Source organism: Streptomyces sp. MBT53, from assembly GCF_016654115.1.
Lineage (GTDB): Bacteria > Actinomycetota > Actinomycetes > Streptomycetales > Streptomycetaceae > Streptomyces.
Map to the genome: position 1 here is coordinate 40,126 of NZ_JAEQAZ010000068.1, position 15,450 is coordinate 55,575.

Sequence of the window (15,450 nt, forward strand, 5' to 3'; positions counted from 1 at the left end):
AAGAGTGGCGTGACCAGGACTGGGTGGGTGACCGTGGGCCGGTGACCGACAACATCGCAGGATCATCCGCGCCCGACACGTCCTTGCCCGCCGACGGATACGTCGGAGACCCCGAGGTCCGGGCCGAGTGGGACAACCGATACATGGACCGACAGCAACTGTGGAGCGGCCGGCCCAATGGCGCGCTCGTGGCCGAGGTCGCCGGGCTCACGCCCGGACGGGTACTCGACGTCGGCTGCGGCGAGGGCGCCGATGCCGTCTGGCTCGCGCGCGCCGGCTGGGACGTGACCGCGCTCGAAGTCTCGGGAGTGGCGCTGGAGCGGGCCGCGGGGCACGCGAGGGACGCCGGTGTCACCGTCCGCTGGGTACACGCCGGACTGGCGGAAGCGGCGCTTCCCCCGGCCTCCTTCGACCTGGTCTCCGCGCAGTATCCGGCCCTGCTGCGGACACCCGACGCCGCGGCCGAGCGGGCGCTGCTCGCGGCCGTCGCGCCCGGAGGCGTACTGCTGCTCGTGCACCACGCGGGGATGGACACCCGGCACGAACACGACAGCGAGTTCGACCCGGCCGACTACGTCTGGCCCTCGATGGTCGCCGCTCTGCTCGACGACGACTGGACAGTGGAGGTGGACGAGCAGCGGCCACGAGTGGCACCGGACGGCGGCGCCGGTGCGCACCACACCGATGACGTCGTGCTGCGGGCGCGTCGACTGCGTTGACAGCCCGCCCGCCGAGGGCGGGCTCGGCGCCCGAGGGAGGCCGTCCTGCCGGGGTTCACAGGTCGAGGACCGCGCGGAGGGCGTTGTCGACGAGTTCCTGCTGTTCGGGGCCGATGTTCCCGTGCGGTGTGCCGGTCTCGAAGCGAAGCGTGGAGAGCTGGAGGAGATTGACGGCGACGACCGAGGCGTCGACCGGGGTGGTCAGGTGCACGCTCATCGCCGTGTCGGGGTGCTGGGCCGGGGCATGCAGAACCAGGACGACGACCGCGCCGTAGGCGTCGGCGAGTCCGTCGAGGCTGACGACGAGAACGGTGCGGGTGCCTTTGCCGGTGTCGACGTCCCAGACGTCGCCCTTGCGGACGGTCACAGGGTGTCGCCTTCGCCCGCCAGGTCGAGGGGGGCGACGGAGGCGAGTTTGCGCGCGGCGTCGAGGGTCATCTGACGTCGTACGGCTCGCACGATGTAGTCGTTCAGGGACGAGGCGCCGGCGGCGGCGTCGCGGAGTTGTTTGTCCATGGCGTCGGGGATGCGCAGGGTGATGGCAGTCATGACACCGATTCTAGTGGCAAGAGTGCCGTCATGGGTGCTTGGTGCGAGGGCCGGTTCACGGAGGAACCGGCCCTCGTGTCAGGTGGGCCCGAGGGTGAGCGTCAGCAGTAGAGGTTGCTGCCGGGGCTGACTCCGAGGATCGAGGTGAAGCGGTTGTAGGCGTCGACGCGGCTCTGGACCTGTGCGGGGTTGCGGCCGTCGCATTCCAGGGAGCCGTTGATGGAACGGATGGTCTGGCCGAAACCGGCGCCGTTGACCATGGCGTTGTGCGGGGTCATCGTGCCCGGGCCGGACTGGGTGTTCCAGTACCACAGGCCCGTCTTCCAGGCGACGGCCGCGTCGTTCTGCACCAGCCAGGGGTTGTTGAGGAGGTCGATGCCCAACGCGTCGCCCGCGGCCTTGTAGTTGAAGTTCCAGGACAGCTGGATGGGGCCGCGGCCGTAGTAGGCGGCCTGACCGGCCGGGCAGCCGTAGGACTGGCTCCAGTCGCAGTACGTCGGGTAGTTGGCGGTGTTCTGCTCGACGACGTAGACCAGTCCGCCGGTCTCGTGGCTGACGTTGGCGAGGAAGGCGGCGGCCTCCTGCTTCTTCACCGTGTCGGAGCCGGTGTTGGCGAAACCGGGGTAGGCGGACAGGGCGGCCGTCAGGCCCTGGTACGTGTAGAAGCCGTTCCGGCTCGGGAACATCTGGTTGAACTGGGCCTCGCTGACGACGAAACCGGACGGAGTGGTGCCGCCGCCGCTCGCGGGAGCGCTCCACTTCTGGTTGGCGCCGCCCGAGCAGGTCCAGATCTGGAGCCGGGTGCCGTTCGCCGAGTTGTTGCCGGTCACGTCCAGGCACTTGTTGGCCTGCGGGTTGACGATGTCGTTGGCGGAACTGACGGCCCACTTCTGGGCGGCGCTGCCGTTGCAGTCGTAGAGCTGGACCGTCGTGCCGTCCGCCGTGCCGCCGGAGGTCACGTCGAGACACTTGCCGAGCGCGCGCAGCGTTCCGTCACCGGGGTTGGACCAGGTCTGGGCGCTGGTGCCGTTGCAGTCGTAGAGCTGTACGGCGGTGCCGTTGGCGGAGTTCGCCCCGGCGACGTCGACGCACTTGCCGGCCAGACCGGTGATCCGGCCGTCCGCCGCGCGGGCGGGGGAGATGGTGAACAGGGCGGACAGCGCCGCGGCGAGCAGCATGGCGAGGGTCAGTCTGCTCAGAGCCGTGAGTCCCCGGAGACTTGGTGCGGAGTGGGGGGTGACCATGGGTCTTTGCTCCTGTGGTTGAGAGGCGGACGAGAACGGTCGGTCGGCCTGCGTCGGCCGGTGCGGCGAGCCGGGCGGCCCGCAGTGGTCAGCCCAGAACCGTCTGGGTGACGACGATGTGTCCGGCGTCCGGGTCGAGGACGCCGCCGAGGCGGCTGAAGGCGCCGTCGGTCAGATCGAGGCACTTCGGTTCCTGCGGGGTCTGGGCGAACGTCCCTCGGTCATTGATCCGTACGGTCAGGGAGCGGCCGTTGGCGACATTGGTGACCTGGACCCGTGTGCCGAAAGGCAGTTGGGGCTGGCGCGAGAGCGAAGTGGCCGCCGTGTCCGCGTTGTTGTCGAAGACCTCGCCGCTGGCCGTGAGGGCACCGGCGGGCTGGGGACCGTAGTGCGTGGCCCAGCACTGATCGCCGGACTGCTGGGCGGGGGCGTTCCACTTCTGGTTGGCACCCCCGGTGCAGGTCCAGATCTGGAGCCGGGTGCCGTTGGCGGAGTTGTTGCCGGTGACGTCCAGGCACTTGTCGGCCTGCGGGTTGACGATGTCGTTGGCGGAGGTGACGGTCCACTTCTGGGCGGCGCTGCCGTTGCAGGTCCACAGCTGGATCTTGGCGCCGTCGGCGGTCGAACCGCCCGTGACGTCAAGGCACTTGCCCAGCGCGCGGACGGTGCTGTCCGTACCGACCGTCCACTGCTGGGCGCCGGTGCCGTTGCAGTCGTAGAGCTGGACCGGTGTGCCGTCGGCGGAGGCGGCTCCGGCGACGTCGAGGCACTTGCCGGCGAGGCCGGTGATCGCCCCGGTCGCCGCGGCCGCCGGTGCTGCGGCGAGGAGACCGAGCAGCAGGGTCAGCAGGGCGAGGACCGGGGTGCCGCGTAACGCGATACGGGGGAGGTAGCGACGAGTGGTCATGGGGGTGGCGGGGCCCTTTCGAGCGGTTCGGCGCACGCGGAAGAGGGCGCACGTCTCAACTGGGCGCGAGCCGAAGGAGGTTGACCACTCGAAGGTAAAAGTCTAGACCAATTTGGTCAAGGTGTGTGCATGACAGCGTTGGCGGGCGGCGTGCCCGTGGCGCTCGTGACCCTCATGTCGTTCATGACACTTGTCACGGACAGTCGTGACAGATGGCATCGGCGGCGAGTCCGACCGGCATCAAGACTCTGATCATGGCCACGCATCAGCTCATCACCACGTACGAGCGCCAGGAGCGCCAAGAAGGACAGCCGACGCCTCAACACGCCTGGACACGGCGGAAGTTGACGGTCCTGGGCGGGGCCCTCGCGGCAGTCGGAACCGTGGCCGGCGCCTCGTCCGCCGTCGCGTCACCCGTGCACCGCCCGGCCAGGCCCGGCGCCCCAGGTCCCGCCCCAGCGCGTCGTGCTGCCCACGCCTACCGGTCGGCACGCGATCGGCGCCCACACCCTGCGGCTGGTGGACCACTCCCGGCGTGACCCTTGGGTCCCCTCCAGGCCGTACGGGAGTTCATGGTCCAGATCAGGTACCCGGCCGAGCGCACCGACGTCCGACGCGGTGCCCCGTGGATGACATCCGCGGCGGCCCGTCACTTCCAGAGTGCGGGCCTGCTGCCCGCCGGGTACGTCGTCCTGCCGGTCACCCACGCCGCACCCGACGCCCCCGCGCGCATGGCCGGTGGCCGCAGACCGGTGATCCGCTACTCGCACGGCCACGGACAGCACCGCAGTTCCAGCCTGTGCCTGGTCGAGAACCTGGCCTCCTACGGCTACGTGGTCGTCACCGTCGACCACACCTACGACGCCGGACAGGTGGAGTTCTCGGGAGGGCGCGTCGAGACGTACGCCATGCCCGAACTCTCCCCGACCCTCCCGCCGGACGAGGAGGGGCGCATCGTCCGCAAGGCCGTCCGGGTGCGGGTGGCCGACGTGCGGTACACCCTGGCGGAGCTGGGCCGGGCGGTCCGGCGGGACGCGCCCGCCCCTCCCTCCGGGCTGCGGGACATCATGGATCTGTCGCGGACGGGCATGTTCGGACACTCCCCGGGCGGTGCCACCGCCGCGGAGGCGATGTCCGGGGGAGTGGCGATCGGGGCCGGGGCGAACCTCGACGGCGGCCTGTTCGGAGACGTCGTCACGCGGGGACCGGACGCACCCTTCCTGCTGCTCGGAGCGGACCGTGACGACGACACCGCCTGGCTGAGCACCTGGCCCCACCTGCGCGGCTGGCGCCGTTTCCTCGGCCTGACCGGAGCCGAGCACTTCACCTTCACGACTACGAGACCCTCCTCCCGCAGGCCGCGACGCGGCTCGGGGCGACACCCGAGCAACTCGCCGCCTTCATCGGCCCACTGGAGTGGCACCGCTCGCTCGCCGTGCAGCGCGAGATCCTGCTGGCCTTCTTCGGCCTGCAGCTGCGCGACCGTCCCGCGCCCCTCCTGGACGGACCCGGCCCGGGGTGTCCGGAGCTGGTCTTCGGGAAGGCGCGATTCGGTTAACCGGAAGTGAATTATTCGCAGCCATCAGGCGTACAACCCTTCACTCCTTCCTCGCGTCGAACTGGCGTGCAACGGCGCCGCCGTCGCGGGAAGTCCTGTGGGGGGATCCCTTGTCCATGATGGTCCGTTGGTTGTGTGCTGCCCTGCGCGTGCGGGCGAAGACCGACCTTCTGCTCGTGTTCCTGTTCGCCGCCGGCTTCGCCGCGCTGCCCGTCTTCGCACTGCTGCCGTCCCTGTGGGGCTTCGCCGCCGCGTCCGCCGTGAGCTACGTCGTGGACGAGGCCCTGCACGTCCGGGCACCCCAGTTCGTCCGCCGACTTGCGGCACTGCAACTCGACCGCACCCTGCGGTTCGCCTTCCGAACGCTGATGCTGCTCGCCCTGGCAGACCGGACCGGAGCCCCGGACCGGGTGCTGGTCGCCGGACTCGCCGTCTTCGGCGCCCACTTCACGCTGGTGATGCTGTACTCGGCCGTGCATCACGCGATCAGCCGTCGGCGCGTGCTGCCGGTGGCCGTGCGCAACCTCGACATGAGCGGGTCCGGCATCGAGAAGCCCCCGCCCGCCTATCTCTACCGGCGTTTCCTGCGCAAGCTGCTGCACCTGGACCTGCCCGCCCACGTGGGACTGCTCGTGGCGCTCGCGGCCGGGACCTGGTACCCCGCCGTCATCGGCTACGCGCTGACGGCCGGGTCCGCGCTGGCGGCCGTAGTGGCGCTGCTGATCGCGTTCCGCAGGGCCCGCCGGATGCCCGCGAAGGACGAGGTGATCGCCGAGGTCAACCGCCAACTGGGCGGCTACCGGCCCGAGGTGGCCCTGTACTTCAGCTTCGCGGCGGTCTCCCGGGACTTCATGTACCAGGTCAACATGTGGATCGAGACCCTGGAGCAGCTCGATCGACGCCCGCTGATCATCCTGCGCGAGCAGGCCTCGTTCCGCTACCTCAGCCGCACCTGGATCCCGGTCCTGTGCGTGCCCAAGGCCGACGACCTGGCCGAGCTGGAACTGCCGGACGTCCGGGTCGTCCTGTACCCGGGCAACGCCGGCAAGAACGTGCACATGCTGCGCGTCGCCGAGGCCAAGCACGTCTTCATCGGCCACGGCGACAGCGACAAGCTCGCCAGCAGCAACCGTGTCAGCAAGGTGTACGACGAGATCTGGGTGGCCGGACGGGCCGGACGCGACCGCTACCAGCGGGTCCGGCACGCCATCAGCGACGGGGCGATCGTCGAGGTCGGGCGCCCGCAACTGTCGTCGATACGACTGCACACCGAGCACGTGCCGGGCCCACTGCCGGTCGTGCTGTACGCCCCCACCTGGGAGGGCTGGAGCGACGACGACTGCCACACCTCCCTCATCCCGATGGGCGTGCCCCTGATCGAGAAGCTCCTCGCCGAGAACGTACGGATCATCTACAAGCCGCACCCGCTCACCGGCCGCCGCTCTCCCGAAGCGGCTGCCGCGGACCGGGCCGTCCGTGACCTGCTGGGCAACGACAACGAGCGACACGAGTCCGCGCACACGCGGGCGCAGGCGCAGGCCGCGCTCGTCGTCGGAACGAGGCTGCGGGAAATCCGGGCCCGGATCGACGAGTTGGCCGGACGGCACAGCGGCGACCACACCCAGCAGACCCGCGACTCACGTGTCCCCGACCGCGGTGACACGGCCGAGTGGCACGCCCTGCACAACGAGTGGCACCGGCTCTTCTGGGAGAGCCACGGACCGGTCCGACACCAGGTGATCCTCGGACAACTGCCCACGCTGTACGCATGCTTCAACCAGGCGGACATGCTCATCAGCGACGTCTCCTCGGTGGTCGCCGACTTCGTCGCCAGCCTCAAGCCCTATGTCCTGACCAACGCGCACGACCTGCCCGACGACGACTTCCGCGCCGCCTACACCACCGCCGGCGGCGCCTACCTCCTCGACCGCGACTGCACCCGGCTGCCGGAGATCCTCCGCGCGGTCCGCGAGCCGCGCCACGATCCGATGGCGCCGCTCCGCCACGACTTCAAGGAGTACGTCCTGGGCGCGGACCGGCCCACCTCCATGGAGCGCTTCAACACCGCCGTCAACACTCTGGCCGACCGGGCCGCGGCGGAACGGGGCGAATACCGGGCGGACGGAGATCAGCAGACCGTCAGGGAGTTGGCGTAGCCGCATGACGTCCGGTTCGTGAGGGCGGACCGGGCGGTGCGGGAAGTCGCGTGCGGGGCGGCGGGGCAGGCGGGGCGGGCGAACACTATGAACGCAATGATCGACGGCTGGTCCCCGCATGCGGCGCTTCCTAACATCACGGTTCGCAGCGCAACTTTGCACAGCGAATTCATAGGAGCCGCTCCCGTGACAAGAATTGACGCGCCCGTGCCGGTACGCAGACGGCTCCCGGCCCCTCGCCACCGCCGGGCCCTGCTGGCCGTCGGCGTGGCCGCGACGCTCTTCGGCACGCTCGGCAACGCCCCCGCGCCCACGGCGGAGACCGCGCGGCCGGCGGTGGCCACCTGCCCGGCGAACCTGGTCGGGCAGGCGACGTGTTACACCGGCCAGGACAGCAACGGGGCGTACTACGCGATGGCCGTCCCGACGCACTGGAACGGATCCCTCGTGGTGCACGCGCACGGCGGACCCGATCTCGGCGACGCCTCGGACCCGGCACGCAGCACCGACGACCTGGGGCGTTGGGCGGTGATGGTCAAGGAGGGGTACGCCTGGGCCGGCTCGTCCTACCGCCGCGGCGGCTACGGCACCCGGATGGCCGCCGCCGACACCGAGAACGTACGCAGGCTCTTCGTCTCGGAGTTCGGCAAGCCCAGGCGCACCTACGTGCACGGCCAGTCCTGGGGAGGCGACGTCGCCGCCAAGGTCGCGGAGACCTACGGCAGACGCCCCGGCGCCTACGACGGCGCGCTGCTGACGAGCGGCGTCCTCGGCGGCGGTTCGCGCGGCTACGACTACCGGGTCGACCTGCGGGTGGTCTACCAGTACTACTGCCACAACCACCCCCGCCCGACGGAACCGCAGTACCCGCTGTGGCAGGGGCTGCGCGCGGACTCCACCATGACGAGCAGCGGACTCCGCGCCCGCCTCCAGGAGTGCACCGGCTTCGCCTCCACCCCCGCGGAGCGCACCGCCCTCCAACAGCGCAACCTCGACGACATCCTCGCCGTCACCCGCATCCCGGAGCGCTCGCTGGAGTCACATCTGCGGTTCGCGACCTTCACGTTCCGGGACATCGTGTCGACCCGGCTCGGCGGCCGAAATCCCTTCAGCAACCAGGGTGTGCGGTACTCGGGTTCACACGACGACAAGGCACTCAACGCGGGCGTCGAACGGTTCTCAGCCGACCCCACCGCGCGCCGCGACCTCTCCTACGACAGCGACCTGACGGGCAAGGTCTCCATCCCCGTCCTCACCCTGCACGCGATCGACGACCCGACCGCCTTCGTCGAGCACGAAGCGGCCTACCGCGCCACTCTCCAGGGCGCGGGCAGCGGCGGCGACCTCGTCCAGACCTTCACGAAGGAGACCGAACACAGTGCGCTGAGCGACTCGGAGTACGCCGACTCCATCGCGGCACTCGACGCCTGGGTACGCCATGGACACAAGCCGACCGCACGCTCGATCGCGGCTTCCTGCGCGGCCTTCGACCAGAGGTACGGCACCGGGTGCTTCTACGACCCGGCCTTCCGCCCCGCGCCGTACGCGTCGCGGATCCGGCCGCGGCCGGGCGGACTCGCCTGGCCCGCCATGACCGCGAAGCAGGAGCGGGCGTGGAGCCGGATCGACGGGGTGGGGATCGCTCCCTGATCCCACGGCGGCGGGGTGGGCCGTAGTGGTTGAGATGCAGTGCTACGGATCCCGGCAGCCGTGCACCTCCACGGATGCCGGGATCCGTCCCTTCGACGGCGCCCACGCCGAGGGCCAGGTCACCGACTGCTCCCTGCGCGGCGTGAGGCGGACCGGTCTCGGGGATCTCCGTGGTGTCCTTGCCGACGCGCAGCATCCGCAGTTGTTCCTTCACCCGCATCGGCGTCGCCGTCCGCCGCGACAGCCGGCTCGGTCGGTCGGCCCCGGCATCTCGCGTCGCTCCCGTTGGCCCCGGCCCCGGGTCAGGACGCGGGCGCCGGGAGGGGCCTGTTCAGCAGGAAGGCACGCAGGAGCGCGGTGTAGAGGGCCGGCCGGGAGTGCGCGATGGAGTGGCCCGCGCCCTGGATACGGACCAGTTGGGAGTTCGGCAGGGTCCGGCGGTACTCCTGGGTGACCTCGGGTTTGATGAAGTCGCACTGGCCGCGCAGGATCAGGGACGGGACGTGCACGGTACGCAGCACGGGACGCGGGTCGGGGAGTTGCTCGAAGTCCTTGACGGTCATCTGGTTGCTGTAGAAGCCCTGCGGATTGTCGTGTGCCTCGGTGGGTGCCGCGCCCGCGCAGGACGTGGCGTCCTTGCCGAGAAGCGCCATCTGGTGCATCCACTGGTCGAGTTCGCGGTCGCCCACCAGAGCGTGGGCGGCGCGCGGGTTGACCTCCATCAGCAGGCTCGCGGCGATCAGCCGGGGCCTGCCGGTCAGTTCGTCGCGCCGGGAGCGCTGGTCCGGCGTCAGGTCGTTCCAGGGATCACCGGCATTGGACCCGGGATACTGCCGGCCCCACAGCGCGCCCGGTGACGTGAAGACGGCCTTCGCCACGTGCGTGCCGTGGGCCCGCAGGTACTGGGCGGTCAGGGAGCCGCCCCACGACTGGCCGATGAGGATGATCCGGTCCGCGCCGAGGAGACGGCGGATCGCGTCGAGGTCGGCGACCTGGCGGGCGGCGGTGTAGCCGGTGATGTCGGAGAGGCGGGTGGAACGGCCGGCGCCCAACTGGTCGTAGGAGTAGACGTCGAAGCCGTCCGCGGCCAGTTCCCGGCCGCCGGCGGGGATGCCCTCCGCCGGGGTGCCGGGACCGCCGTGCAGGAAGATGACCGGGGTCGTCCGGGGGGTGCCGGCGGCGGGTGCGTGGACGTAGGCGATGCGGGAGCCGGTGGGCAGGTTCCAGAAGCGGACGTCGGACGGGACCGGGCCCGCGGCCGGGGTCGGCATCGGGTGGAAGACCGTGGCGGCGGCGAGGGCCGTGACGCCGAGGAGCAGGACGCCCGTGAAGGCGGCCGTGGCCCGCAGTCCGCGCTTGCCGAGCAGAGTGAACGCCGCGCGGCCGAGCGGTAGGGCGACCGCCGCGGCGAGGAGCAGTCCCGCGATCGCGAGCAGCGGGACGCTCGCGGTCGCGAACGCCGCCGCGACGAAGCCGGCCGCCGCCGCGGCCGGTGTCAGCGCCACCGCGAGGGCCAGCAGAAGGCCGCCGCACAGGCGGCGGGCGAGCGGCGGAAACGGACCGAAAGGGGAATTCCTGAGTGCCATGGCCGTGAGGCTAGGTGCGGGTGGCCCGCCCGGTCGTCGTGCCGCCGGACGACCGCCCGACGGCGGAATCCGCTGGTCGGCGGGGTTCCGGACCCCGCCGCACGGCGGGGGTCACGGCCCTGTCCCGGGCCCGGCCGGGACCGTCGCGGGCGGTCGCGGGACGTGGTGGTGCGGGTCCGTGCCCGCTCGGTCCGGCGGACCTCCGTATCTGCGCCGACCGCCGCGCCCGAGTGCTTCGGCGCGCGACCCGTGGCCCGCACCGGCCACCACCCGGACCCGACACGTCCGTGAGCCCGTGCCGGCCCGCCGCCGGATGGGGTTCAGCGGACCCCTGGGCGGATCAGCCCCGTCTCGTACGCGGCGATGGTGGCCTGCACCCGGTCGCGTACGCCGAGCTTGCCCAGGACCACCGCGACATGGTCCTTGACCGTGGCCGGACTGATGCCGAGTTCGGCGGCGATCTCCGCGTTGGTCAAGCCGCGCGCCATGTTCCGCAGGACCTCGGTCTCGCGCGGGGTGAGCCGCCGCAGCCGGGCGGCGTCGGCGGGAAGAGGGCCCGCGGTGTACCGCTCGATCAGCCGTCCCGTCACCGCGGGGTCGAGCAGTGCGGCGCCGCGGGCGACGACCCGTACCGCGTCGACCACCCGCTCCGGCTCCGCGTCCTTGAGCAGGAAACCGACGGCCCCGGCGCGCAGCGCGGCGAACACGTACTCGTCGAGATCGAAGGTGGTCAGGACGACGACGCGGGTCGCGGGCGCGCCCGCGGTGATCCGGGCGGTGGCGGCCAGCCCGCCGTCGCCCGGCATCCTGATGTCCATCAGCGCGACGTCCGGCCGCAGTCGGAGGGCGAGCGCGACGGCCGACTCCCCGTCGGCGGCCTGCCCGACGACGGACAGGCCGGGCTCGGCGTCCAGGATCGCCGCGATCCCGGCGCGGACGACCGCCTGGTCGTCGGCGACGATCACTCTGATCGTGATGGGAACACCTCCGGCAGCCACACGCGTACCGCGTCGTGGGCGGTCCGGGTGAGCGTACCGCCCATGGCGTCGGCCACCGCCCGTACCTGCCGTCGCGCGTCCGGGGCGGCGGGCAGCGGCCCGGACACCTCGACGCCCGCGGCGCCGCGCAGCACAGTGAGCGTGACGCCCTCGGCCAGCAGCATCGCGGCGACGCGGTACGCGGCCACGCCCACGACGGCGGGCTCGGCCATGCGCGGCCCGCGGTAGCTGACGGTGGCGCCGTAGCGGGCGGCGAGCGCGGAGATCCCGGCGACCGTGGGCGGTGGAGTGACGGCGCCGTCACGGGCGCGCAGGTCCGCGAGGAGTTCCCTGAGCGCGGCCAGGCCGGACCGGGCCTCGGCGAGGACGGTGTCGAGCCGTCCGGCGTCGGCGGCGGCGACCACGTCGCACGCGTGCCGGTGAGCGGTGCGCAGCAGGCCCGCGGCGATCAGACGACGCTGGTCGCGTACGGCGGCCTCGGCGTCCCGTTCGAGCAGTTCCCGGCTCCGGGCGGCGGCGACCCGGCGCCGCTCCCGCCGCCGGGCGGTGCGTACTCCCAGCCACCACAGCGCGGACGCGGGGACCACGAGCAGCACGGTCAGCACCGCCCAGGCCACCGTCCGGCTGCCGGTGATGCCGCTGCCGCTGGCCAGTGCCAGACCGCCGGTCACGGCCACCGCGACGGGGGCGAAAGCGCCGCGCCGGAGCGGCAGATACGCGCCCGCGCTGTACACGAAGGTCAACTCCACCCACCAGTACACCAGGAAGATGTCGCCGACCGGCGGTCGTGTCCAGCCCGCCCGGTCGCAGCCCCACCACAGCACGAGTGCCGACAGCACCGCGGCCAGACCCGCGCCGGGCGCACGCGACCGCCAGCCCAGCGGCACCGCGTGCAACCCCGACAGCAGAACGAACGGAAGGCCGGCCAACACACCGCGGAACGAGTCCGGCACGTCGTCCGAGAGGAGACTCGCCCCGAGCGAAAGCGCGACGGCAAGCACGACCAGCGCCCAGTCGAGGGCGGTGGGCCCACGCCAGAGCGGCTGACGGCGCGGGACCGGCCCACGCGTGCGCGCGCCGAAGGGCGCGCACCCGGGCCACCGCACCCGGCGACACACAGCCGCCGACAGCCGACCGCGCCGCAGCGCACCCGCACCCCGCGGTGCCGAGTGCGGGGGTGGGGGCAACGGGGGCTCGGGTGACGGTAGTTCGGCATGGACGGTCCAGCCGGTGGCGGTCGGCCCGTAGGACAGAGTGCCGCCGGCCGTGCCGACCGTGGTGCGCAGGCCGGTGAGGCCGCCGCCGGTGCCGAGGTCCGGTTCGGCGGCGGTGCCGCCGCCGTCCGTCACCGTGACCGTGAGGAGACCCGGGCCGCCGCCGAGAGAGACGCGTACGGCGGAACCACGGGCGTAGCGTGCCGTGTTGGTCAGCGCCTCGCGGACCACGCGGTACGCGACCGCGCTCGTCGTGGCGGGGACGGTGTCCACGGCGCCGGCGGTGGTGTGGAGGTCGGCGCCGAACTCCGTTGCCAGCGAGGCGATTTCGGCGAGCGAGGCGCCGGTGGCCGGGGCGCCCGCGCGGTCCCGCCGGTCGGCCAGGTCGTCGAGTTCCGCCACGGCCCGGCGGCCCGCGTCGGCCGCGTGCCGGAGGGCGTCGGCGATCAGGTCCGGGTCGGCGAGCCGTTGTGCCGCGGCGGCCGAGACGACGATCGCGGTGAGCCGGTGCGCGGCCACGTCGTGCAGCTCGACGGCGAGCCGGTCCCGCTCGGCGAGCGCGGCGAACCGCGGAATCGAGGCCGCACCGGTGCGGTACGAGGCCAGCGCGGCGCGTTCGGCCCGGCGCCGCCGCCGCGAGCGGCCCAGGACCCAGGCCACGGCCGCGCCACCGGCCGCGACCAGGGCGCTGCCCACGGCATTCCACGGGCGCAGCCCTGCCGCCGTACAGGTCCCGGCAACCGCGAGGACGGCGAGAGCCGATCCGGCGACGGCGAGCCCGGCGGTGCAGCGCAGCGCCAGGACGTACAGGACGATCAGCGCCGCTACGGCGACGACGGCCGCAGTGGTGATCACGGCCCTGGCCCACGTGCGTGCGGGCGCGCACCCCCACCGAGCGGCCGTGCCGCCTGCCCGGATCGTCCGGGCCGGACCCGCGGCCCCGGATCAGCTGTGCCACACCGCATGCCCCGCAGGATAACGAACCCGCCGCAGCGGTCCGGGCGGCCGGCTGCTCGCGGGCCACCGTCGACAGCCCTCTTGTCGGGACACCGCACGGCTGTGGCCCCGCGAGTCGGGCGGCGGCGCCGCTGTCCTGTCCGTGGGGAGCGGCGCGTGCCGGGACGCTTTCGGGTCAGGCCGGCTGCCAGGAGAGTATTGCCCGGTACTGCGCCTCGATGCCACCGGCCGCGATGATGCTCGACGGAACCTGGTCGGCCCCGGTGATGTTGTGGTTGCCCTGGATCAGGACGCCCTTGCTGTCGTAGTCCGAGGGACCGCTCGGCCAGTAGTTGCCTTCGATGTCCGTGGGGTCGTAAGTCCCGTCACCCGCTGTGTAGTTGCCGTGTTTGCTGCCCCAGGGGGAGACGTTGATGTTCCACACGGCGTTGCCGAGGATCGACACGTAGGTGGCGCCGTTGTCGGTGTAGAGGACATGGCCGCCGGAGGTGTTGAGCTGGTCGTGGACCACGTTGCCGCTGACGTGCTCACCGGTAGCCATGGAGGTGCCGGTGATCCCGTTCGTGTAGATGGCTCCGCCGTCGCCGAGGAGCGACATGTGGTCGTGGACGAGGTTGTTGGAGACGGTGTTGTTGTTGGAGTAGTTGGGCTGTGCGGGCAGGCTCACCTTGTCGGGCCAGCCACCCCAGCCGATGGAGATGGCCGTGTAGGGAACATGGTCGATCTGGTTGTGGGTGATGGTCGAGGTCTCGATGTAGCCGGCGTCGATGGCGACTCCTCCGTGGTACTCGGCGGCGATGTCGTAGAAATGGCTGTCTTTGACGGTGATCCCGCTGGTGTGCTGGGCGGAGTTGGCGGGCTGGGGGATGTCGACACCGCCCAGGTCGAGGCCGTTGCCGGAGATGTCGGTGAACACGCAGGCGGTGACGGTGGCGTTCTGCGAGCCGTCGCCGAGGTCCAGTCCGGCCGCGCCGAGGTGGACGAAATAGTCGTGGTCGAAGTGGATGCTCTTGTCGTAGGTGAAGCGCACGGCGCCGGGCATCTTGGTCCAGTTGCCGTACGGGCAGGTGCCGCCGGACACGAAGTCGCACAGGCCCTGGGTGGCGTAGCCGCTGGTGCCGGTGACTTGATACGTGGCCTGGATCTCGGAGAAACCGGTGCCGGTGTTCGAGGTGGTGTAGTTCGCGTAGCTGAACTGGATGCCCTGGAAACCGACATGACCGGGTGCGTCCGAGGCCTTGCCGGAGGACGCCACCAGCGTGTCGAGTGCAGGCGCCTCGACGTCCGCCGTGGCCGGGTTCTCCCCGGAACGCGGGATGTAGTAAAAGCGGTGCTCGCTCTTGTCCAGGTAGAACTCGCCCGCCTTGTCGAGGAGTTCGTAGGCGTTCTCCACCGCTGTCGGCTTCTCGGTGATGGACTTGCGGCCGACCAGGTTGTAGGTGCGGCCGGAGTCGTCGGTGCGCATGACCCGCTGGGTGGAGTTGTTCCAGCAGGGCTGGGCCATGGTGATGGCCGTACTCGTCACCGAGGCGACCGGGCAGCGCGGTTCGGTCCACAGTCCCAGGCCGCCCCGGTAGACGAACTCGATCGCCGACGGGTTGCGCCAGCCGGCCATCGGGTCGCCGGACGCCGTGGTGTATCCGGTCGCCGTCTGGGTCACCGACACCGGCAGGGCGCCCGTCGCGCGCTGGGCGCGCACTCCGTCGACATAGAGCTGGCGGGTGTCCAGGCCGGTGGGTGCCGGAGCGGACCAGATGTCGCTGTCCGCGCTGGTTCGGGCCCAGCCGGTGATGTGGGCGCCGCCGCTGATGACCGGGGTCTGTCCGGCCGCCGCCTTCCACCACACGGTGCCTGCCGTGCCGCCGCCCGAGTCCGCGGCGGTGAAGGTCAGCGTCTTGGTCAGCCGGTAGAC

12 protein-coding genes are annotated in these 15,450 nt (G+C 71.7%); 4 read left to right on the forward strand and 8 right to left on the reverse strand.

The window, feature by feature from the left end:
- Positions 1-41: 41 nt before the first annotated feature.
- On the forward strand, positions 42-719 hold the full coding sequence (locus tag JHN45_RS24680; RefSeq protein ID WP_201050671.1) for a bifunctional 2-polyprenyl-6-hydroxyphenol methylase/3-demethylubiquinol 3-O-methyltransferase UbiG: 678 nt from the start codon (positions 42-44) through the stop codon (positions 717-719).
- A gap of 55 nt (positions 720-774) precedes the next feature.
- Here the strand turns inward: JHN45_RS24680 and JHN45_RS24685 are convergent, their stop codons facing one another.
- The 4 genes from JHN45_RS24685 to JHN45_RS54770 form a co-directional block, all read right to left on the reverse strand.
- Entirely contained in the window at positions 775-1,086 is a 312-nt protein-coding gene (locus tag JHN45_RS24685) for a type II toxin-antitoxin system PemK/MazF family toxin (RefSeq protein WP_201050672.1), read from the reverse strand.
- On the reverse strand, positions 1,083-1,268 hold the full coding sequence (locus tag JHN45_RS24690; protein ID WP_201050673.1) for a hypothetical protein: 186 nt from the start codon (positions 1,266-1,268) through the stop codon (positions 1,083-1,085). Before JHN45_RS24690 ends, JHN45_RS24685 begins: the two co-directional genes overlap by 4 nt.
- 101 nt (positions 1,269-1,369) lie before the next feature.
- Complete coding sequence (locus JHN45_RS24695) at positions 1,370-2,446, reverse strand: chitinase (protein ID WP_200716086.1); 1,077 nt, start codon at positions 2,444-2,446, stop codon at positions 1,370-1,372.
- 154 nt (positions 2,447-2,600) lie between these two features.
- A complete protein-coding gene (locus JHN45_RS54770; protein WP_201050674.1) occupies positions 2,601-3,419 on the reverse strand; it encodes a septal ring lytic transglycosylase RlpA family protein in 819 nt (272 codons plus the stop codon).
- 572 nt (positions 3,420-3,991) lie between these two features.
- Between JHN45_RS54770 and JHN45_RS24705 the strand changes: the two genes are divergently transcribed.
- The 3 genes from JHN45_RS24705 (at position 3,992) to JHN45_RS24715 (ending at position 8,783) form a co-directional block, all read left to right on the forward strand.
- Positions 3,992-4,987, forward strand: coding sequence for a lipase (locus JHN45_RS24705; RefSeq protein WP_201050675.1), 996 nt, complete (start codon positions 3,992-3,994; stop codon positions 4,985-4,987).
- Positions 4,988-5,093: 106 nt separating this feature from the next.
- A complete protein-coding gene (locus JHN45_RS24710; RefSeq protein ID WP_201050676.1) occupies positions 5,094-7,133 on the forward strand; it encodes a hypothetical protein in 2,040 nt (679 codons plus the stop codon).
- A gap of 195 nt (positions 7,134-7,328) precedes the next feature.
- On the forward strand, positions 7,329-8,783 hold the full coding sequence (locus tag JHN45_RS24715; RefSeq protein WP_307783183.1) for a DUF6351 family protein: 1,455 nt from the start codon (positions 7,329-7,331) through the stop codon (positions 8,781-8,783).
- 302 nt (positions 8,784-9,085) lie between these two features.
- On the opposite strand, the gene JHN45_RS24720 is transcribed toward JHN45_RS24715, so the two are convergent.
- The 4 genes from JHN45_RS24720 to JHN45_RS24735 form a co-directional block, all read right to left on the reverse strand.
- The gene (locus JHN45_RS24720) at positions 9,086-10,369 is read right to left on the reverse strand and encodes an alpha/beta fold hydrolase (RefSeq protein ID WP_201050677.1); all 1,284 of its coding nucleotides are present in this window, start codon (positions 10,367-10,369) and stop codon (positions 9,086-9,088) included.
- A gap of 320 nt (positions 10,370-10,689) precedes the next feature.
- Positions 10,690-11,334, reverse strand: coding sequence for a response regulator transcription factor (locus tag JHN45_RS24725; RefSeq protein ID WP_307783182.1), 645 nt, complete (start codon positions 11,332-11,334; stop codon positions 10,690-10,692).
- Positions 11,331-13,436: a histidine kinase gene (locus JHN45_RS24730; RefSeq protein ID WP_201050678.1), complete on the reverse strand. Its 2,106-nt coding sequence runs from the start codon at positions 13,434-13,436 to the stop codon at positions 11,331-11,333. Before JHN45_RS24730 ends, JHN45_RS24725 begins: the two co-directional genes overlap by 4 nt.
- Before the next feature lie 277 nt (positions 13,437-13,713).
- A partial coding sequence (locus JHN45_RS24735) for a right-handed parallel beta-helix repeat-containing protein (RefSeq protein ID WP_201050679.1) occupies positions 13,714-15,450 on the reverse strand: 1,737 nt, incomplete at its 5' end.